A 17,018-nucleotide genomic window follows, 5' to 3' on the forward strand; every position below is an offset into this window, starting at 1 on the left:
CCGATTTCTCATTATATTGACCCGCCATACGGAGAGGCGAGGACGCCTGAGGCAGCAAGGCTAGCTATTCGCTATTCATTTTTCCATTGGGGATTACATCCTTGGGCTATTTACACTATCATTTCGTTATCCTTAGCCTATTTCCAATATCGCAAAGGATTGACGGGATTAATTAGTTCCACCTTTTATCCACTGTTGAAGGAAAAAGTAAAAGGACCAATAGGAAAAGCGATCGATATCCTGGCCATAATTGCAACTGTTTTTGGGGTAGCTACATCACTGGGGCTGGGCGCTTTACAAATAAATGGCGGTTTATCACATTTATTTGGTATTCCAACGTCAACCTCCTGGCAAATTATTATCATCATGATCGTTACTGTTCTTTATCTGATTTCTGCCACAACAGGGTTAGACAAAGGGATCTTATTATTGAGTAATGGGAATCTCATTTTGGCGATTGGCTTACTAATCGTTACCTTTATCCTTGGCCCAACATCCTTTTTATTAGATACTTTTACGGTAAGTATCGGGTCCTATATCCAAAATCTCCTGCAGATGAGCTTAAGATTAACGCCATTTCAAGACAATCCATGGATTGGGACATGGACACTATTTTATTGGGCTTGGTGGATTGCATGGGCTCCTTTTGTTGGAATGTTCATTGCCAGGGTGTCAAAAGGAAGAACAATTAAGGAATTTGTTCTAGGGGTCCTGATGATACCAAGTTTATTTAGTTTTATCTGGTTTTCTGTATTTGGAGGAAGTGCCCTGCATCTGCAAATGTTTGAAGGAGGAAAAATAGCGGAGGCTGTACAAAATGATGTTACTTCTGCTTTATTCATAACTCTTGAAGGATTGCCGTTTGGAATGATTATGAGTGTGATTGCAACCCTTTTAATCATAACTTTTTTTATAACGTCGGCCGATTCTGCAACCTTTGTTCTAGGAATGCTATCTTCTAATGGTAATCTTAACCCCTCCAATAAGATTAAAATTTCATGGGGGATTCTTCAATCTTCCATTGCCGTTGTATTGTTATTGAGTGGAGGATTAGATAGTCTGCAAACAGCTTCCATTATTACAGCATTGCCGTTTGGAGTTATAATGGTCTTTATGTGTATCTCCATTTACAAAGCTTTAAATCAAGAGGTTAAAGTGGCAAAAAAGCAAGAAAAAATAAGAAGGAAAAAGATAGAGCAATTGATAAAAGAGATAGCCGAACGTTAACAGAGACTTTTTATAAAAGGCTCTGTTCTCAAAGTTTGGGCTGTATTGAAGTTGGGGGGATTTTCGCTCCAATCTATGCGGAACAGCCTTATAAAAAAAGTCGCTGTACTTAGCTAAGGCTAGTACAGCGACTTTTAAGAGATATTGGGATTACTCTAAAGAGATCGTGATAAGATTGATTAATTTCGGATAAGATAGTCGAAAGCACCTAGGGCAGCATTCGCACCTGATCCCATTGAAATAATAATTTGCTTGAATGGGCTGTTGGTACAGTCTCCTGCAGCAAACACACCAGGAATGGTTGTTGCTCCATGGTTATCCACTACAATCTCTCCGATTCTAGTACGTTCAATGGAGTCTCCTAGCCAATCTGTATTTGGTACAAGGCCAATCTGAACAAACACACCTTGTAATTCAACATGATGTTCTTCACCAGTTTCACGGTCCACGTAAGAAATTCCGTTTACTTTGTCAGTACCTGTAATTTCTTTTGTTTGCGCGTTTTTGATGACTGTTGCATTTGGAAGACTATAAAGACGATCTTGTAAGACAGAATCTGCCTTAAGCTCTGAAGCAAACTCAAGAACGGTTACGTGCTTTACAATTCCAGCAAGGTCAATGGCTGCTTCAATTCCAGAGTTTCCGCCGCCAATAACAGCTACGTGTTTTCCAGCAAATAAAGGACCATCACAATGTGGGCAGTAAGCTACACCCTTATTCTTGAATTCGGCTTCGCCAGGAACGCCAACATTACGCCAGCGAGCTCCAGTTGAAAGGATAACGGTTTTGCTCTTTAAAACAGCACCATTTTCTAGTTCAATTTCGATAAGATCTTTCTTCTCTAAACGTTTCGCACGCTGAAGATTCATGACGTCCACTTCGTACTCTTTTACGTGTTCTTCAAGACTCGCTGCGAGCTTAGGACCTTCAGTATATTTCGTACCGATAAAGTTCTCAATCCCCATGGTGTCCATAATTTGACCACCAAAGCGTTCAGCCACAATACCAGTCCGAATGCCTTTACGTGCCGCATAGATGGCTGCACTGGCACCGGCAGGACCGCCCCCAACAACAAGCACATCATATGGATCCTTATCAGAAAGCTCTGAAGCATCTGGAACATTGCCCATCTTAGCAAGGATTTCTTCTAGTGTCATGCGTCCGCTCCCAAATGCTTCCCCATTAAGGATAACAGTTGGAACAGCCATGATACCTTTGCTTTCTACTTCTTCCTTGAAAGCCGCACCGTCAATCATAGTATGTGTAATACCGGGATTAAGAACGCTCATGACGTTCAATGCCTGTACCACATCAGGACAGTTATGGCAGGTTAGGCTCACATAGGTTTCAAAGTGATAGTCACCCTTGATGCTTTTCACTTGATCGATAACCTTCTGATCCACCTTTGGGGCCCTTCCACTCACTTGTAGCAATGCTAATACAAGTGAAGTGAACTCATGTCCAAGCGGAATTCCAGCAAACGTGATCCCCATATCTTCACCGATACGATTCACACTAAAGCTTGGTGTTCTCTCTAGAGCAGCTGTTTCTACTTTAATTTTTAGTGACATGGTTGCTAGCTCATCAACTAGAGCTAGCATATCTTTTGAAACTCCATCAGAGCCTGCGCTGACTTTAAGCAGGATATCATTTTCCATCAGTTGAAGATATTGATCGAGTTGAGCTTTAATATCTGCATCTAGAATCATTGGTGACACTCCTTAAATTTTTCCAACTAGATCAAGGCTTGGCTTAAGTGTAGTGGAACCTTCTTTCCATTTTGCTGGGCAAACTTCACCAGGATTGTTACGGACATATTGTGCTGCTTTAATTTTGTTAATTAATGTGCTAGCATCACGGCCAATGCCATCTGCATTAATTTCAACGGCTTGGATAATTCCATCCGGATCAATGATAAAAGTACCACGGTCTGCTTGACCTAATTCTTCAACTAATACATCGAAGTTGCGTGAAAGAACATGTGCAGGGTCACCGATCATAGTATAAGTGATTTTACCAATGGCATCTGATGTATCGTGCCATGCTTTATGTGTAAAATGAGAGTCTCTTGATACGGAGAATACTTCAACGCCAAGTTCCTGAAGTGCAGGATATTGATCTTGAAGGTCTTCTAATTCAGTTGGGCAAACGAAGGTAAAGTCAGCTGGATAGAAGCAAACAACGCTCCATTGACCTTTAAAATCTGCATCTGATACTTCGAGAAACTCGCCATTTCTGTAGGCTTGTGCTTTGAACGGTTGTACTTCTTTTCCAATAAGTGACATGTTGTAATTCCTCCAATTATGTTGTTTTTATTATAGATAGCTTGTCCATTTTCGAAGAAAATATTTCAGTTATCTATAATTATTATTAATTTATATTCGTTATTATATCTATTCATTATTGTTTTTGTCAATTAAATTGCAATAATTATTTTAAATAAGTAATAGATATTGAATGGTTTATACTATTGTAGCATTGTTTTATTCGATAGGTTAATTATTATAGATAGTTGGTGCAACCATTGAATACTTGCTGGAAAAGGGATGGACATTACCAAGCAATTAAGCAGCCTGGCTGCGCTAATGGTCGTAAAGATCATATTCAATAAATATTGGTTAATTGAGAATTAGTGAAGTAAATGAAAAGTATTTTTTTTCATTTACTATGTCTAAAGTTTTCAATTCATGTGTTCATAACTTGCATTTACTGCCAGCATACGATTGTTCGATAAACATCCACATTTATTTTGAACTATGCTACATTAAAGTAAACCATGTTTTTTTAAAAGAGGTATCTAATCGTGAGTTCGCAATTGACTGCTTATATTACCCTTATTTGTACATCAGGTGTACTAAATTTGTATTTATGCGTTAACGTTTTTATTAAGCGTCATCATTATCGGAATATCGCTTATTTTTTTATGCTTTATACGACGTCGATCACCATTTATTGTTTTGCTTCTGCCTTTGGCCTAATGGCAACGACACTGGAGTCAATGAAGATTTGGACAACTATCCAATATGTTGGCATGCCGTTTGGTCCGCCCTTAGGATTATTATTTGTCATGCAGTATTTGGGATTGAAAATAACGAGGGCAAGGATTCTGGCTCTTCTTGCTATTCCTTGCGTTAGTTTAGCGATGGTTGCTACGAATGATTCCCATCATTTACATTATCGAGTGTTTGAGGTTGATCCAATCTTGGGGGCTCCTTACATTCATCAAGAGATCGGTATATGGTATATGATTCATGGCGTATACATATTTGCCTGCATGTTTGTCGCCTTTTTACTGATACTTTCTCGTTGGAGAGAGACGGCTAAAGTATATCGTCCACAAATCATTTCGTTAGCGTTCGGTCAACTTGTCCCCATGCTAACCGCTTTTGTTTATTTAATTGGATTCACACCAGTGGGTATCGATCCAGTCCCAATGGTCTTATGGCTTTCATCTCTTTTATATTTATGGTCTATTAACTCTTCACGTATGTTTACGATTATGCCAATTGCTAAGGATACGATATTTAATAGTATAAATGATGGGGTGATGGTACTGGATGAATCCTATCGCTTAATTGAGTTTAACCAAGCGTGTAAGGCCATGTTTCCACCATTAAATAAATCGATGTTTGGGATGGACTTTCAGAAAATCTGGTCTCAATTATCAGGAGACCCATCGCCTTCAAAATTTGAGAATGCCGCCTTCAATCGGGAAATACAGTTAGGTACCGATGATTCGAAACGTATCTTTCAGGTTCGGACTTCATCGTTGCAACATGCGAATAATAGTAAGGGTCTCTTAATTATTTTTACAGATATTACAGAGATAAAAAGGCTTCAGGTAGAATTAGAGCATCAAGCTTATTATGATGAGCTTACCCAAATTTATAATCGGCGAGCATTTTTCCAGAAATGTGAACAAGATTTTGCTGCAGCTACAAAGGCTTTAGTGCCATTTACGGTAATATTAATCGATATTGATTATTTTAAAAAAGTGAATGATACATTTGGCCATTATGTGGGTGATCAATTGCTTGCGCATGTCGTAAAGGTTTGCCAAATGCAACTGAAGGATGGCCTGCTGTTTGCTCGCTATGGTGGTGAGGAGTTTGTGGTTGCACTAAAGGGATATACCCTATTTGAAGGTGAAGTGTTAGCAAATCAGCTTCGCAAGGCTGTTGAGAACCAGCCGCTTATTACAACGGAAGAAGTGATTTCTGTTACATTAAGCAGTGGAGTGGCTGAGGTAGCGAAAGCGGCAGAGGAAACGCTTCATCAGCTTTTGAATAAGGCGGATCAAGCCTTATACTCAGCTAAACGAGCAGGACGTAATCAAGTGCATGTGTATAACCATGAGAAACTTAATTTATTAGAATAAAGAGGATGTATATATAAATAAATTGTGTACTAGCAAATTAAAACACTGCATTTTAGCTGCAGTGTTTTTTCTGCTAGATTGGATTGCCAACCATTTTGTTGAAGTAAAGCTGCTTAAAAGATTATTTTCTGGACCTCTGTGAATAATAAAAAAAGAAAGAAGAATAATAGGAGAAAAAGGAAATTGTGAAATGGAGAATAAGTTAAGATTTATCTCAATTGCGTATGTCATTTTACTGTCTATAGGTCTGTTTGCCCACGTTGAAATTATCCCCTTACTATTAACCATTGTAAAAAGAGATGCTTGGGTCTGTATCCTTTTAACGCTGCCGTTTCTGCCAGTCTGGATCTACCTTCTTTACAAACTTGTCTCCATTATAAATAAAAAATCGATTATTGACTTTTACGTGATCACGGAAGCCCACTCATTTATTCCTTTTTACTTCTCCCATTTGCGTTATACATGCTTGTTAATGCGTTTATTACAGCCAAGGACATTATTTATTGGTCACAATTGAGCTATATGCAGGGATTCAGTAGTTTCTTCCTAGCCCTAGTACTACTCATTTTTTGCTTATTTTGTACGGAATCTGGATTGTTTGCCATTGGTATACTAAGCAGCATTCTCTGTCCTCTTGTTATTCTTCTAGGATACTTTATTTCTTTTGCCAATATGAAGAAAAAACATTATGAACTCTTATTTCCCTTGTTTACGGATGGATACATACCCATTGCGAAGGGTTTCATTTATACTTCATTACCCATCTTAGAGTTATTTATCATTCTTTTCTTAACTCCTGTTTTGCAAAAGGTTGTTTCAAGAAAGCAACTATTCATTGTTGGTGCTATTATTATAGGTTTAATGCTTGGGCCGACAATAGGTGCAATTGTTGAATTTGGTCCAGACCAAGCAGCTACATATCGATACCCTGCCTATGAACAGTGGCGTTTAATTTCCATTGGCAGATATTTTTCCCATACAGACTTTTTTGCTATTTATCAATGGCTGTCAGGTGGAGTTATTAGGATTAGTTTATTCGTATTGATTTCTAGTCGAATTCTGACGAAGGGATTAAAGAAGGTAAAGATAGTAAGAATGATTTACGTCTTCCTTTTTATCAGCTGTGTCTATCCATTTGATCAAGGTCCCTTGTCTGCCTTTGTTTATAACTATGTCAGACCCATATCTTTCTATTTATTAATTATTCAAATGTCACTCTTAACTATTTATGTATGGAAGCATAAAAAAAAGTTGTTAGGTGGGGGAATTGAATCATGAATCAACATCATTTTTCTCTTGAAAACCTTCAGCAGCTCTTCAATCATTCATCAGATATTGAAATAAAGGATCATCGTAGTCAAACGGATTCATGGATTATGGTCTATTGTAAACCGTTAACGGATCCTAGTTTGGTTCAATCCTTTATCCTTCCTTCTTTTGAAATGGATAGCCCGTCTAGTTCTATTTACGATTCCATGAAGCTGGAGATCATTAGTAAACAGGCTACTAGTGCTGAAAAAATCGAAGAAGCTGTTTTTTCGGGGAAACTAATGGTCATTCCTTCTGGTGAGAATGTTTTTTTCTATGATATGAGTAAATTCCCGTCTAGGCAGCCAGATGAGTCTGTTGCCGAGGTCTCGATACGCGGACCAAAGGACGGATTTGTCGAGGATATTTCGACCAATATTGCTTTAATTCGTAAAAGACTGCGTACCTCCTCCTTGGTGATAGAAGATTACACCATCGGTAATAGGACCAATACAAAAGTTTCCTTGCTTTTTATTAAAGACATTATTAACGCGCAGCTATTGAGCGATATCCAAGGTCGGCTGACTTCTATAAATGTTGATATTTTAACAAGTACCTCTATGCTGATGGAGTATTTGATGAACAATAAGTTTTCGCTCATCCCGCTCATCACCTATTCAGGTAGAGCCGATTTTGTAGTCGAATCGATTAACCAAGGAAGATTTGTGATCATTGTGGATGGTGCCCCCACTGCCCTGATTGCACCGACAGATCTTTCTCTGCTATTTAAAACACCTGAAGACGATAATACAAGTTTTTATTTCGCTTCGCTGGAAAGGATATTGCGCTTCATCGGCCTATTTATTACAACATTCCTGCCAGGTTTCTTTACGGCGTTAATCACACATAATGTAGGGCAATTACCATTACCGCTTATCGCAACTATTACGGTTTCCCGACTAGGCTTACCATTTTCACCACTCCTAGAAATGCTACTCATGCTAATTATGTTTGAATTATTTAAAGAAGGCGGGGCTCGATTGCCTAAGGGAATTGGGCAAACTGTGGCTGTCCTTGGCGGATTAATCATTGGTGACGCTGCCATCCGAGGGGGAATTACATCACCTACTACGCTCGTAGTTATTGGAGTCACAGCTATTTCAAGCTTCACACTTGCAAATCAGTCATTATCAGGAAATCTCTTTTTTATCCGAATTTTTGTCCTGTTATTAAGTTACAGTATGGGGATCTATGGCTTTGTTTTAAGTATGATGTTTGTTTTTCTCTATATGTCAAGGCTAAAGTCATTTGGAGTTCCTTTGTTATCCAATATAGCTTCGCCAGATGGAAGGGATATCTTCTACACTTTTATCCGGTTCCCTTTTTCATTCATGAAAAAAAGAGATTCTTCTTTGTTTACAAAAGATGGAACGAGATCAGGTGAATAGATGAGGAAAATGATGATCCTAGCTTATATTCTGCTAATTCTTTCGGGTTGTTCCCATATAAAAGAAATACAATTCCAATCCTATGCGGTGGGATTGGGGATGGATTATAAAGATGATGAATATCATGTGGTGTTACAGTTCCTAGACTTTTCAAATGTAGCTAAAACAGAGCAAGGTAAAAGTGCTGATCCAAGTCCAGTCTGGTTAGCAACTGGAAAAGGAAAAACGATTGAAGAGGCATTTACAAAAATTTATCAAGGTATCCAAATCCCGATTAACTTTGATCAGTTAAGTATCTTTATTTTTGGAAAGTCTTTATTAGAAAATAGGTTATCGAAAACCTTACAGGCCTTAGATACTAATTTCAATGTGCGTTTAACGGGTTCAACATATGGAACGGAGGAATCGATAGAGGAAATTTTTACAACAAAGCTTCCTTTTTATTATGCTTTTTCGAATGCAAGGGTTATGCAGCCTGAACAAATGCAGCAACAGGATTCCGCTGTTCCGGCCATATCCCTGCAGGAATTGCTCTACCAATTCAATGAGAAAACAAAAACCATCCTATTGCCAAATATATCGATTGAGGATGCAATAATAAAAAGGGATTTAAAAAGTTTACCCGTCAGCACGATTAAGGGTGCTTTTATTATGAAGGGTGAAAAAATGAAAGGTCTTTTAAATGAAAAGGACCTTAATGGGTTTGTTAGAATGAACAACAAGGCTGTAAGATCGCCTGTTACACTAAGTGAAGACCAAGTTGGGGAAAAAGAGTTCGTTCAAGTAGAAGTATTAAAACCAAAAGTAAAAAGAACCGTGAAGAAAGAAGGAAGCGATGTACAGATTGGTTTAGATTTAAGAGTGTCAGCTATTATTAGAGAATCAAGCCATGAGATTGATTCCTCCCTAATCAAGAAAAAGATTAAAGAAGAAATAAGAAGTGAGGTGTATACAGCCTATCTGAAAAGCCGAGAATTGGGCGGGGATATTTATCAATTCGAAGATTATCTGTATCGGTTTATGCATGATGACTGGAGGGAATTTCAAAGCAATGGCAATTTCCCAGTTTTAAAAAAGAAAGACATTCAAGTAAAAATAGATCCGCTAAAAAGCATAAATAAAGTTAATTCCACTATTACCCCCCTTTTTAATAAAGTAGATTGATATTATGATTAAAAATAGGAATATTTTTGACGGCAATGTGTGACTTCAATTATGTAAGGTGAGTGCTATGAAAAAAGTTGGGTTAGTCATGAGAAAAATACAATTCGCTGAAGCACATGGACCGCGAATTTATGCGGATCGATTAAAAAATTTGTGTAGCGAGTTTGGCGTAGATATTGTTTTTATATCCCCGGAACGACATGTGAGTGGCTATGATCATCTTCCAGGTTTTGAACATGAAAAGGGTGATCTCGTCAATTATGATATTATTTTGGACAAAATTAATTCCGAAAGAATAGATCATGTGATTTATACTGTTTCCGGATTTACTTATTTAAAGATGTTCATAAAAAACAGTGTGTTATTCCCGCATAGTTTTCCAGATCCTGCCCTGACAGGCTATGAAATGATGAAGCCCTTTTATCAAATGGTCGACAAAGCTATTGTCCAAACGCCCTTTCTAAAACGTGAACTCCACACGAAATTTGGGGTGGACGATGTGACAGTTATTCCAATTGGGTTTGATGAAAGATTAGCCGAGAAGTATTTTGACCCTTCGCAAATCGTGGATAACCGCGTTCTTTGGATTGGAAGAGACGAAGAGAATCGGCAGCCTGAACTTGTCATCGATTATGCCCGTCAAAACCCCGACAAAGAAGTGTATATGGTATTTGGCGGTGAGCGCTATCGCGAAAGTGTGAAGAAATACAATATCCCCGGTAATGTGAAAATAAAATTTGCCCTTTCGCAAGCTGAAATATTTTCTCTTATGAACACTGCAAAAGTATATTGGAATAGTTCTAAATTTGATACGTTTGCGATGCCGTTAACGGAGGCACTGGCGATGGGGAAAATTATTATCAAGCCTGCGCATCCATGTTATGACCATATCAATTCTCGATATGCTTTTTCAGGTAATCAAGAAAACTGGTTTGAGCTTGTCAATATGGCGCTTGCCACACCTAACAAGTTTTCAATAGAAAATCGAATGGCTGCCTTCGAAAGATTCTCCAGTACTGTAATGAAGCAAGGGTATAAAGACTTTTTTGATAAGTGGTTAACGGGTCCTCTTGAATAAAGTAAACCAGCATAAAGTCTTGTTGAAGCGGCGGGTATTGAAATTACTCAATTGAATTTCAAATAAGTTGTTCCTTAGGAAGGAGACCGTGCTAATAGATGGTCTCTTTCTCAATTTATTTAATGATCTTGTGTACAGTGCCCCATTCAGCTAAACCACATGATTTCGGTCAATGAATCGCTCCCACCCCTTCGTTCTAAAACGCCCCCACTCCACCTATCGATAGAGAGCCCTTTGTGCAAAATCAACCTTTGGATAGTCGATGAAAAGAAAGAATGCGGTTAAGATAAGATTATCCGCATAACATATACAATTAAAAGCACATTAGCTTTATAAAATAGGGGGAAATACCATATGAATCAACATTTAATCACAATCATTTTAATCGGTGCACTGATTGTATTTAGTATCTATCGACGTATCAGTCGCATGATTGGCTGGCAGCCGTTAAAGCGAGGCAGGATTCAGTTTAAGCTGGTGTTATTTTTCATCATTGGGCTTATGCTGTTAACGGTGAGTCTATCCCATCCGATCAGTCTGGTGTCAGATATTGTTGGAATTATTTTGGGGAGCATTCTCGCCTATTATGGGGCAGGCTTAACCACCTTTGAACAGCGAAATGGCAAAATCCATTACCGCCCGAACATGTGGATTGGCGGCATTGTGACCGTCTTGTTCCTTGTTCGTTTTACCTATCGTATTTATGGAATGTTTACAACGGGAATATTTACTGGGACTCAGCAGGGGCAAGCTAATAGTTGGCAATCGCTTAGTACGAGCGTGGGCAGTTCCTGGACCGCTGGGTTAATGCTCATCATGTTTGCTTATTATATTTGTTACTATATGATCTTGTTGAAGAAGCAAAAACAATTGTCACATCCAGAAAACAATAACACAGTGCTATAAATCTAGGAGTGAATGAGGATGGTATGGGGAGTAATACAACAAAATCGAAGAAAACTAATCAGTGTCGCAGTCATCTTTTTTCTCATGTGGCTTAATCGCTTGTTTATCGGCCCGTTTCCCAAAATGGGCCTGAACATTTTGATTGGATTAACCTATTCAGCCATCCTATTCCTTCCGAGATCATGGTGGACAAAAACAAAAGTACTCATAACGATATTGATACTAATGGTGGAATCGGCCGCAGGGGTGTACTGGTTTCATGAACTAATGCTGATTTACCTGCTGGCTATCATTATTTTCTCGGCTTCCATTCAATTATCATTGTCGAAATCGCCCAATCCTGCCATGGTGGCCATGTTTATAACTGCGATGTTTTATCGGCAATTTGGCAATGGGACTCTATTTAGTATCCTCTCTTTCATCTGCTTATCGATTGTTCTCTATTTTATGATTCGAATTAGAGTCCAGAGAAACGAAATGATCCAAGTGAATCAACAGCAATTGGTTGAGCTGCAGGAAGCTTACGAACAATTACAGGAAGCCTCGAGCACCGCGATGGAATTTGCCGTAATGGAGGAAAGAACGCGAATTGCCAGAGACATACATGATGCGGTCGGACATAGCTTAACCTCATTAATTGTGCAAATGCAGGCGTTAAAATATATGATAAAAAAAGACCCAGAGGAGGCAGGCAAGTCTCTTGACGGCATGCTGGTGGTGGCCAGACAAGGACTGCAGGATATCCGTACCTCCGTTCATTCGTTAGCAGACCATCAAGCGGGTTCCGGGATGACGCCATTGAAGGCGTTGCTGACAAGGATGGAGGCGTCTGCTGCCATTCAATACGAGTTTCATGCTGATGTCATGAATGAGGAGCTAGATAAGACTATCAATGGCCTCCTGTTCAGGGTGCTTCAAGAAGCGATTACCAATGTAATTCGCCATTCTCAAGCCACAAAGGTAGGGGTTCGTTTACAAAAAGAATCTGGAAAAATCGTCATGCGTATTCGGGATAATGGGCGATTGGACACAAAGCAAGTAGTCAGAGAAGGCTTCGGACTAAAAGTAATGAAGGCAAGAATAGAGGAGCATGGCGGACAACTTAACTATGCCATTTTAGACCCAAACGGCTTTGAAATTACTGCGGAAATCCCAATTGATTATAACAATCAAAATCTGGAATTAAATGAGGGATAACGGTGTTAAAGGAAGAGAAAATCAAAGTAGTCCTCGTCGATGATCAGACGATGATTCGCCAGGGCTTTGGATATGTCATTGGCCTTCAACAGGATATGATTCTGAAGGGAGAAGCATCGAATGGAAAAGAAGCGGTGCAAATGGCCAGTGAAACCCGTCCGGATGTCATCCTGATGGATGTGCAAATGCCAGTCATGTCTGGAATTGAAGCAACGAGAGAAATTATGAACGTATTACCGAAAACAAAAATTGTAATCTTAACTACCTTTGACGATCAAGAATATATTTATCAAGGGATTCGAGCAGGTGCGGTCGGTTATTTGCTGAAGGATGCGGACGTCGAGGATATGCTAGAGACCATTCGAGCTGCCCACCGCGGCGAAGCCATTTATAAAACCAGTTTAGCGGCCCATGTCTTGTCAAAGGTTGCGGCTACCTCCTTTGAACAAGTGGAAAATGAAGCTGCCAAACTGAGTTTAGCAGAGCCTTTAACCGAGCGGGAGCAGGAAATTCTCCAAGAAATGGCCTATGGACTTCGGAATGAAGAGATTGCCCAAAAGTTGGTGATCTCAGAGGGGACGGTTAAGTCGCATGTCCATCGGGTTCTCCAAAAGCTTGGCTGTGCTGATCGCACACATGCAGTCGTCACCGCCCTTCGCAATCGGATGGTGAGATAATTTTCCCTCCACACAAAAAATCCCCTCTAAGCTAGAGGGGATCACTTTTGATAATATTGTTTATACCAATCCACGAATTGGCGTAGCCCCACTTCTAAGGAAGTGATGGGAAGGAAGCCGATCTCCTTCTGTAAATCCGTCATATCAGCATAGGTCATTTGCACATCCCCTGGCTGCATGGGAGAAAATTCCACAATTGCTTTTTGTCCTAGTAGTTTCTCTAATAACTGAATAAAATCCAGTAATCGCACAGGGCTTTTGTTACCGATATTGTACACCTTGTAAGGAGCATAGCTTGAACTTGGATTACGATTTTCTTGATCCCAGTGGGAGTCATACTGGGGTGGATGATCAACGAGTTTGACGATTCCTTCGACAATATCATCGATGTAGGTAAAATCTCTGCTCATATCGCCGTGATTAAATACTTTTATGGGATTCCCATCGATTATATTCTTCGTGAAGGAGAAATACGCCATATCCGGTCTCCCCCACGGGCCATACACGGTAAAGAAGCGGAGACCCGTCGTTGGCAGCTGATATAAATGGCTATACGTATGAGCCATTAATTCATTCGCCTTTTTTGTCGCAGCATATAAACTGACTGGGTGATCGACAGAGTCCTTGGTAGAGAAAGGGATTTTCGAATTGGCTCCATAGACTGAACTCGAGGAGGCATAAATCAAGTGCTTAACTTGATAGTGCCGACACGCCTCCAAAATATTGACAAACCCCGAGAGGTTGGAATGCACATAGGAATGGGGATTGGTCAAACTATAGCGGACTCCTGCCTGTGCAGCTAAATTGATCACGATCGAAATGGAGCGTTCTTCAAAAAGTGTCTTTATAGCTTTTTCATTCGCTATATCAAGTTTGTGGAATTCAAAATTAGCACTTTGTTCGAGAATCTTCAACCTTTCTTCCTTTAAGTGAACGTCATAGTAGTCATTCAGATTATCTACACCAATCACATGGTGATCGTGAGCTAACAAACGCTTAGACAGATGAAAGCCGATAAACCCTGCCGCTCCTGTCACTAAAATGTTCATCTTCGTCGATCCGATTTCTTGCTACGCCCATGGCTGCTTTTATGATTGCGGTCGTCCTTATGGGAGTGGCTGCTTTTATGATCGCGGTCGTCCTTATGGGAGTGGCTGCTTTTATGATCGCGGTCTTCCTTATGGGAGCGGCTGCTTTTATGATCGCGGTCTTCCTTACCAGCGTGATGTCTCTTTTTATCACGCTCATCCTTGTGGTCATGCGCTCGTTTTCGGTCATGCCCCTTTTTACGAGAATGCTCCGTCCTCCGTTTCCGTTCCTTATCACTTGTTTGTTGCGAACCAGATGTTTCAGCTGTCTGAACTGTAATAAGCGGAATAGGTGTTTTTGTCCATTCTGCGTGCGTCTCAGGATCCATCCCCTTCACTTGCTCTAGGAACGTATCCAAGAACCCTCTTTCATAAAGGTTCTGAAATAACTCTAGCGGTCTTTCTTGGACCCGGGAGAACGAATAGACATGATCGACCATTTTAAAGCCATTATTGGTAATAATAATATGCCGTAATGGGGCATCAATTTGCTTAAACCCGGACTTTTTCATGGTGGTTAAGATATCGAGTAATCGTCGTGTGATATCCTCCGATAATGTGGCCTGCTTTTTTAGAAACGTATTCAAATCAGGCCCGAGTAGATATTCCATTAAGACATAATTCTCACCGGTTTCATAAACCTTGGGAATAAAGGATAAGTCTTGACTAGAGAGAAGTACCTCTTTTTCTTGTTTGGCGTGTTCTGGTTTTCCGTAAATTTTCACACATTGATCCTCAGCTACGCGGTAGACCGCCCCCTGATGGCCCTTCCCAATCAACGGTTGGGTAACGGCACTCTCGACCTTTACCCCTTGGCCGGATCCACCCGATGTGACGGGGATATTTCTATAGTCCAAACTGTTTTCAGCAAAATATTTCTCCCATACATCAAACGTCTCTGGCTCCAGCGTTTTCACTCTAGCTAAGAAGGAATCTTTTAATAAAATAATCTTTAAGTCCCGCAAGAGTTTTAGCGGAACGGGATGGATTCGCTTAAAGGCATTTACGTGGTCAATCACTTTAAGCTCTTCATTTTCTAATACAAAAATATGGCGCAGCGGGGCATCAAGCATCGTGAACTTCGCCTGCTTTAATTCTCTTAAAATATCAAGGAGTTTTCTTGCAATCGATTCAGGAATATACGTGCAATTGCGGAGGTACTCCTTTAAGGTCGGGGCATTAAAGTATTCCATCACAATATAGTTTGTCCCGGTTTTAAACACTTTTGGAAAAAAGGACAAGTGTTTGCCCGCTCTTAAGGCTTCGGCTTCCATTTGCGCTTGAAGAGGGTCCGTGTAAATTTTGACACATTGCTCTTCAGAAAGTTTAAAGACGGCCCCTTGTGCCCCCATCCCAATCAATGGATAGTTTGTTGGGTTCACAATTTCTAGAGTTTTAGCTCCCTTGGTTACTTTGATTGAGTGAAAGTCCTTCATACTCCTCCCTCTCCCCTTAACAGTTCATCATAGTATGTGGCTTGAAGCTGGAGCTGTGTTGCAGCATTGAAGGAGAGCTCCACCTTTTGCCGAGCAGCGAGGGTGTAGGTTTCCCAAAGTTGCCGATTGGTTAACATATATTCAATCGCTGCAGATAGTTCGTCCACATTGTTTTCAGGTACTAAATAGCCCTCCTGGTTGTGGGTAATCAATTCAGGGATACCGGCATGAAAGGTTGAGACCACTGGGACACCTGTTGCCATCGCTTCTTTTAGGGTGTTGGGAATTCCCTCCACATCTCCATTGGCCGCTTCAAGACTGGCAGCACAAAATAAATCAGCATTGATCATATGCTCCCGGACTTGTTCCTTAGGCAGATGCTGTAATAAGCGAAAGGAATCGCCTAATTCCAGCTGGGTGGCCAAGGAAGCCAGCTCGTCGTAGAGTTCTCCTCTTCCGATAATCGTTAACGTTGCCTGAGGGAATTTAGCACGGACCTTCTGAAAGGCCCGCATTAAAATATGGTGTCCCTTTTTTTCTACTAATCTACCGACAGATAGGATATTTTGTGCACCTACAAGACTTGGCGGGCGGTACTGGTAGCGGCTTAGGTCGATTCCGCCATAGAGTACCCTGATTTTTTCCTCAGGGCAGCCCCAAGCACGGATACGATCAGCTAAATATTGACATACAGGGAAAAACTGTTCTCCTTGCTCAAAAAGCAACTTCATATTCTCCAAATATGCTACTGGCTGGTCGGCTAAGGTAGCATCGCGGCCTCGAATGCTTGTGACTAAAGGAAGCTTAGTAGCTTCCTTAAAAGGGAGTAATAAAATTCCTAATTGCCCATGGTGAGCATGTAAGAGTGAGATATTATGTTTGGGTGCGAAAGCCTTTGCTGAAAAAATTTCATTGAGGTAATAAACCTTTTCGTTTAGTAGCGACAGATCAATCATATATTTTGGTTGGCGTACTAAATGAATGTAATCATAGCCTGGGACTTCGCGGATTTGGGGGATATATTGGGTGGGGTCAATGCGTAAATTTAAATGGCTGACTGTTGGCAAATAATTCGTCTCCTTTCGACATTGGCACGGAATATTTTCCGTTTTAAGATAAGTTATTCAATACCGAAAGGAGAGGCTTGGACAGTTTGGAACAAAACAGTTAA

Annotated in this window: 15 protein-coding genes; 10 read left to right on the top strand and 5 right to left on the bottom strand. The window is 40.2% G+C overall.

The genetic code is table 11. The annotated features are described in order from the left end of the window. A partial coding sequence (locus tag TY15_RS14885) for a BCCT family transporter (RefSeq protein WP_042374925.1) occupies window positions 1–1,227 on the top strand: 1,227 nt, incomplete at its 5' end. Between the two features lie 179 nt (window positions 1,228–1,406). Here TY15_RS14885 and ahpF read toward each other — a convergent pair. Then, on the bottom strand, window positions 1,407–2,936 hold the full coding sequence (ahpF, locus tag TY15_RS14890) for an alkyl hydroperoxide reductase subunit F (RefSeq protein ID WP_040206753.1): 1,530 nt from the start codon (window positions 2,934–2,936) through the stop codon (window positions 1,407–1,409). Between the two features lie 12 nt (window positions 2,937–2,948). Then, window positions 2,949–3,512, bottom strand: coding sequence for an alkyl hydroperoxide reductase subunit C (gene ahpC, locus TY15_RS14895; RefSeq protein WP_040206754.1), 564 nt, complete (start codon window positions 3,510–3,512; stop codon window positions 2,949–2,951). 518 nt (window positions 3,513–4,030) lie between these two features. On the opposite strand from ahpC, the gene TY15_RS14900 reads away from it, so the two are divergent. The 9 genes from TY15_RS14900 (at window position 4,031) to TY15_RS14940 (ending at window position 13,323) form a co-directional block, all read left to right on the top strand. Further along, window positions 4,031–5,605, top strand: a complete 1,575-nt coding sequence (locus tag TY15_RS14900; protein WP_040206756.1) for a histidine kinase N-terminal 7TM domain-containing diguanylate cyclase — start codon at window positions 4,031–4,033, stop codon at window positions 5,603–5,605. Window positions 5,606–5,795: 190 nt separating this feature from the next. Then, a complete protein-coding gene (locus TY15_RS24350; RefSeq protein ID WP_040206758.1) occupies window positions 5,796–6,122 on the top strand; it encodes a hypothetical protein in 327 nt (108 codons plus the stop codon). Then, on the top strand, window positions 6,068–6,883 hold the full coding sequence (locus TY15_RS14910) for a GerAB/ArcD/ProY family transporter (RefSeq protein ID WP_074432823.1): 816 nt from the start codon (window positions 6,068–6,070) through the stop codon (window positions 6,881–6,883). The genes TY15_RS24350 and TY15_RS14910 overlap by 55 nt, the downstream gene beginning before the upstream one ends. Continuing rightward, window positions 6,880–8,301 (top strand): spore germination protein, encoded by a 1,422-nt coding sequence (locus TY15_RS14915; RefSeq protein ID WP_040206760.1) that lies wholly within the window; start codon window positions 6,880–6,882, stop codon window positions 8,299–8,301. The genes TY15_RS14910 and TY15_RS14915 overlap by 4 nt, the downstream gene beginning before the upstream one ends. Before the next feature lie 12 nt (window positions 8,302–8,313). Then, entirely contained in the window at window positions 8,314–9,465 is a 1,152-nt protein-coding gene (locus tag TY15_RS14920) for a Ger(x)C family spore germination protein (RefSeq protein WP_244440941.1), read from the top strand. 67 nt (window positions 9,466–9,532) lie between these two features. After that, window positions 9,533–10,543, top strand: coding sequence for a glycosyltransferase (locus tag TY15_RS14925; RefSeq protein ID WP_040206763.1), 1,011 nt, complete (start codon window positions 9,533–9,535; stop codon window positions 10,541–10,543). Window positions 10,544–10,897: 354 nt separating this feature from the next. Then, window positions 10,898–11,449 carry a CcdC protein domain-containing protein gene (locus TY15_RS23240; RefSeq protein WP_052353799.1) on the top strand — a complete coding sequence of 184 codons (552 nt, stop codon included), beginning with the start codon at window positions 10,898–10,900 and terminating at the stop codon, window positions 11,447–11,449. A gap of 18 nt (window positions 11,450–11,467) precedes the next feature. Next, window positions 11,468–12,646, top strand: a complete 1,179-nt coding sequence (locus tag TY15_RS14935) for a sensor histidine kinase (RefSeq protein WP_052353800.1) — start codon at window positions 11,468–11,470, stop codon at window positions 12,644–12,646. A 2-nt stretch (window positions 12,647–12,648) separates the two neighbouring features. Further along, entirely contained in the window at window positions 12,649–13,323 is a 675-nt protein-coding gene (locus tag TY15_RS14940; RefSeq protein WP_040206765.1) for a response regulator, read from the top strand. 41 nt (window positions 13,324–13,364) lie between these two features. On the opposite strand, the gene TY15_RS14945 is transcribed toward TY15_RS14940, so the two are convergent. From TY15_RS14945 to TY15_RS14955, 3 genes are read right to left on the bottom strand one after another with little or no spacing between them, the layout of a single operon-like run. Next, the gene (locus TY15_RS14945) at window positions 13,365–14,372 is read right to left on the bottom strand and encodes an NAD-dependent epimerase (RefSeq protein WP_040206766.1); all 1,008 of its coding nucleotides are present in this window, start codon (window positions 14,370–14,372) and stop codon (window positions 13,365–13,367) included. Beyond that, the gene (locus tag TY15_RS14950) at window positions 14,369–15,847 is read right to left on the bottom strand and encodes a hypothetical protein (protein WP_244440940.1); all 1,479 of its coding nucleotides are present in this window, start codon (window positions 15,845–15,847) and stop codon (window positions 14,369–14,371) included. The genes TY15_RS14945 and TY15_RS14950 overlap by 4 nt, the downstream gene beginning before the upstream one ends. Next, window positions 15,844–16,914: a glycosyltransferase gene (locus tag TY15_RS14955; protein WP_040206769.1), complete on the bottom strand. Its 1,071-nt coding sequence runs from the start codon at window positions 16,912–16,914 to the stop codon at window positions 15,844–15,846. Before TY15_RS14955 ends, TY15_RS14950 begins: the two co-directional genes overlap by 4 nt. Window positions 16,915–17,018 lie beyond the last annotated feature (104 nt).

It is taken from the genome of Neobacillus jeddahensis (genome assembly GCF_000612625.1).
Lineage (GTDB): Bacteria > Bacillota > Bacilli > Bacillales > Cytobacillaceae > Neobacillus > Neobacillus jeddahensis.

Coding starts and splice junctions, on each gene's coding strand:
- TY15_RS14945 (WP_040206766.1), bottom strand. CDS start 14,372: ATGAACATTTTAGTGACAGGAGCGGCAGGGTTTATCGGCTTTCATCTG.
- TY15_RS14925 (WP_040206763.1), top strand. CDS start 9,533: ATGAAAAAAGTTGGGTTAGTCATGAGAAAAATACAATTCGCTGAAGCA.
- TY15_RS14915 (WP_040206760.1), top strand. CDS start 6,880: ATGAATCAACATCATTTTTCTCTTGAAAACCTTCAGCAGCTCTTCAAT.
- TY15_RS24350 (WP_040206758.1), top strand. CDS start 5,796: ATGGAGAATAAGTTAAGATTTATCTCAATTGCGTATGTCATTTTACTG.
- TY15_RS14950 (WP_244440940.1), bottom strand. CDS start 15,847: ATGAAGGACTTTCACTCAATCAAAGTAACCAAGGGAGCTAAAACTCTA.
- TY15_RS14910 (WP_074432823.1), top strand. CDS start 6,068: ATGCTTGTTAATGCGTTTATTACAGCCAAGGACATTATTTATTGGTCA.
- TY15_RS14920 (WP_244440941.1), top strand. CDS start 8,314: ATGATCCTAGCTTATATTCTGCTAATTCTTTCGGGTTGTTCCCATATA.
- TY15_RS23240 (WP_052353799.1), top strand. CDS start 10,898: ATGAATCAACATTTAATCACAATCATTTTAATCGGTGCACTGATTGTA.
- TY15_RS14935 (WP_052353800.1), top strand. CDS start 11,468: ATGGTATGGGGAGTAATACAACAAAATCGAAGAAAACTAATCAGTGTC.
- ahpC (WP_040206754.1), bottom strand. CDS start 3,512: ATGTCACTTATTGGAAAAGAAGTACAACCGTTCAAAGCACAAGCCTAC.
- ahpF (WP_040206753.1), bottom strand. CDS start 2,936: ATGATTCTAGATGCAGATATTAAAGCTCAACTCGATCAATATCTTCAA.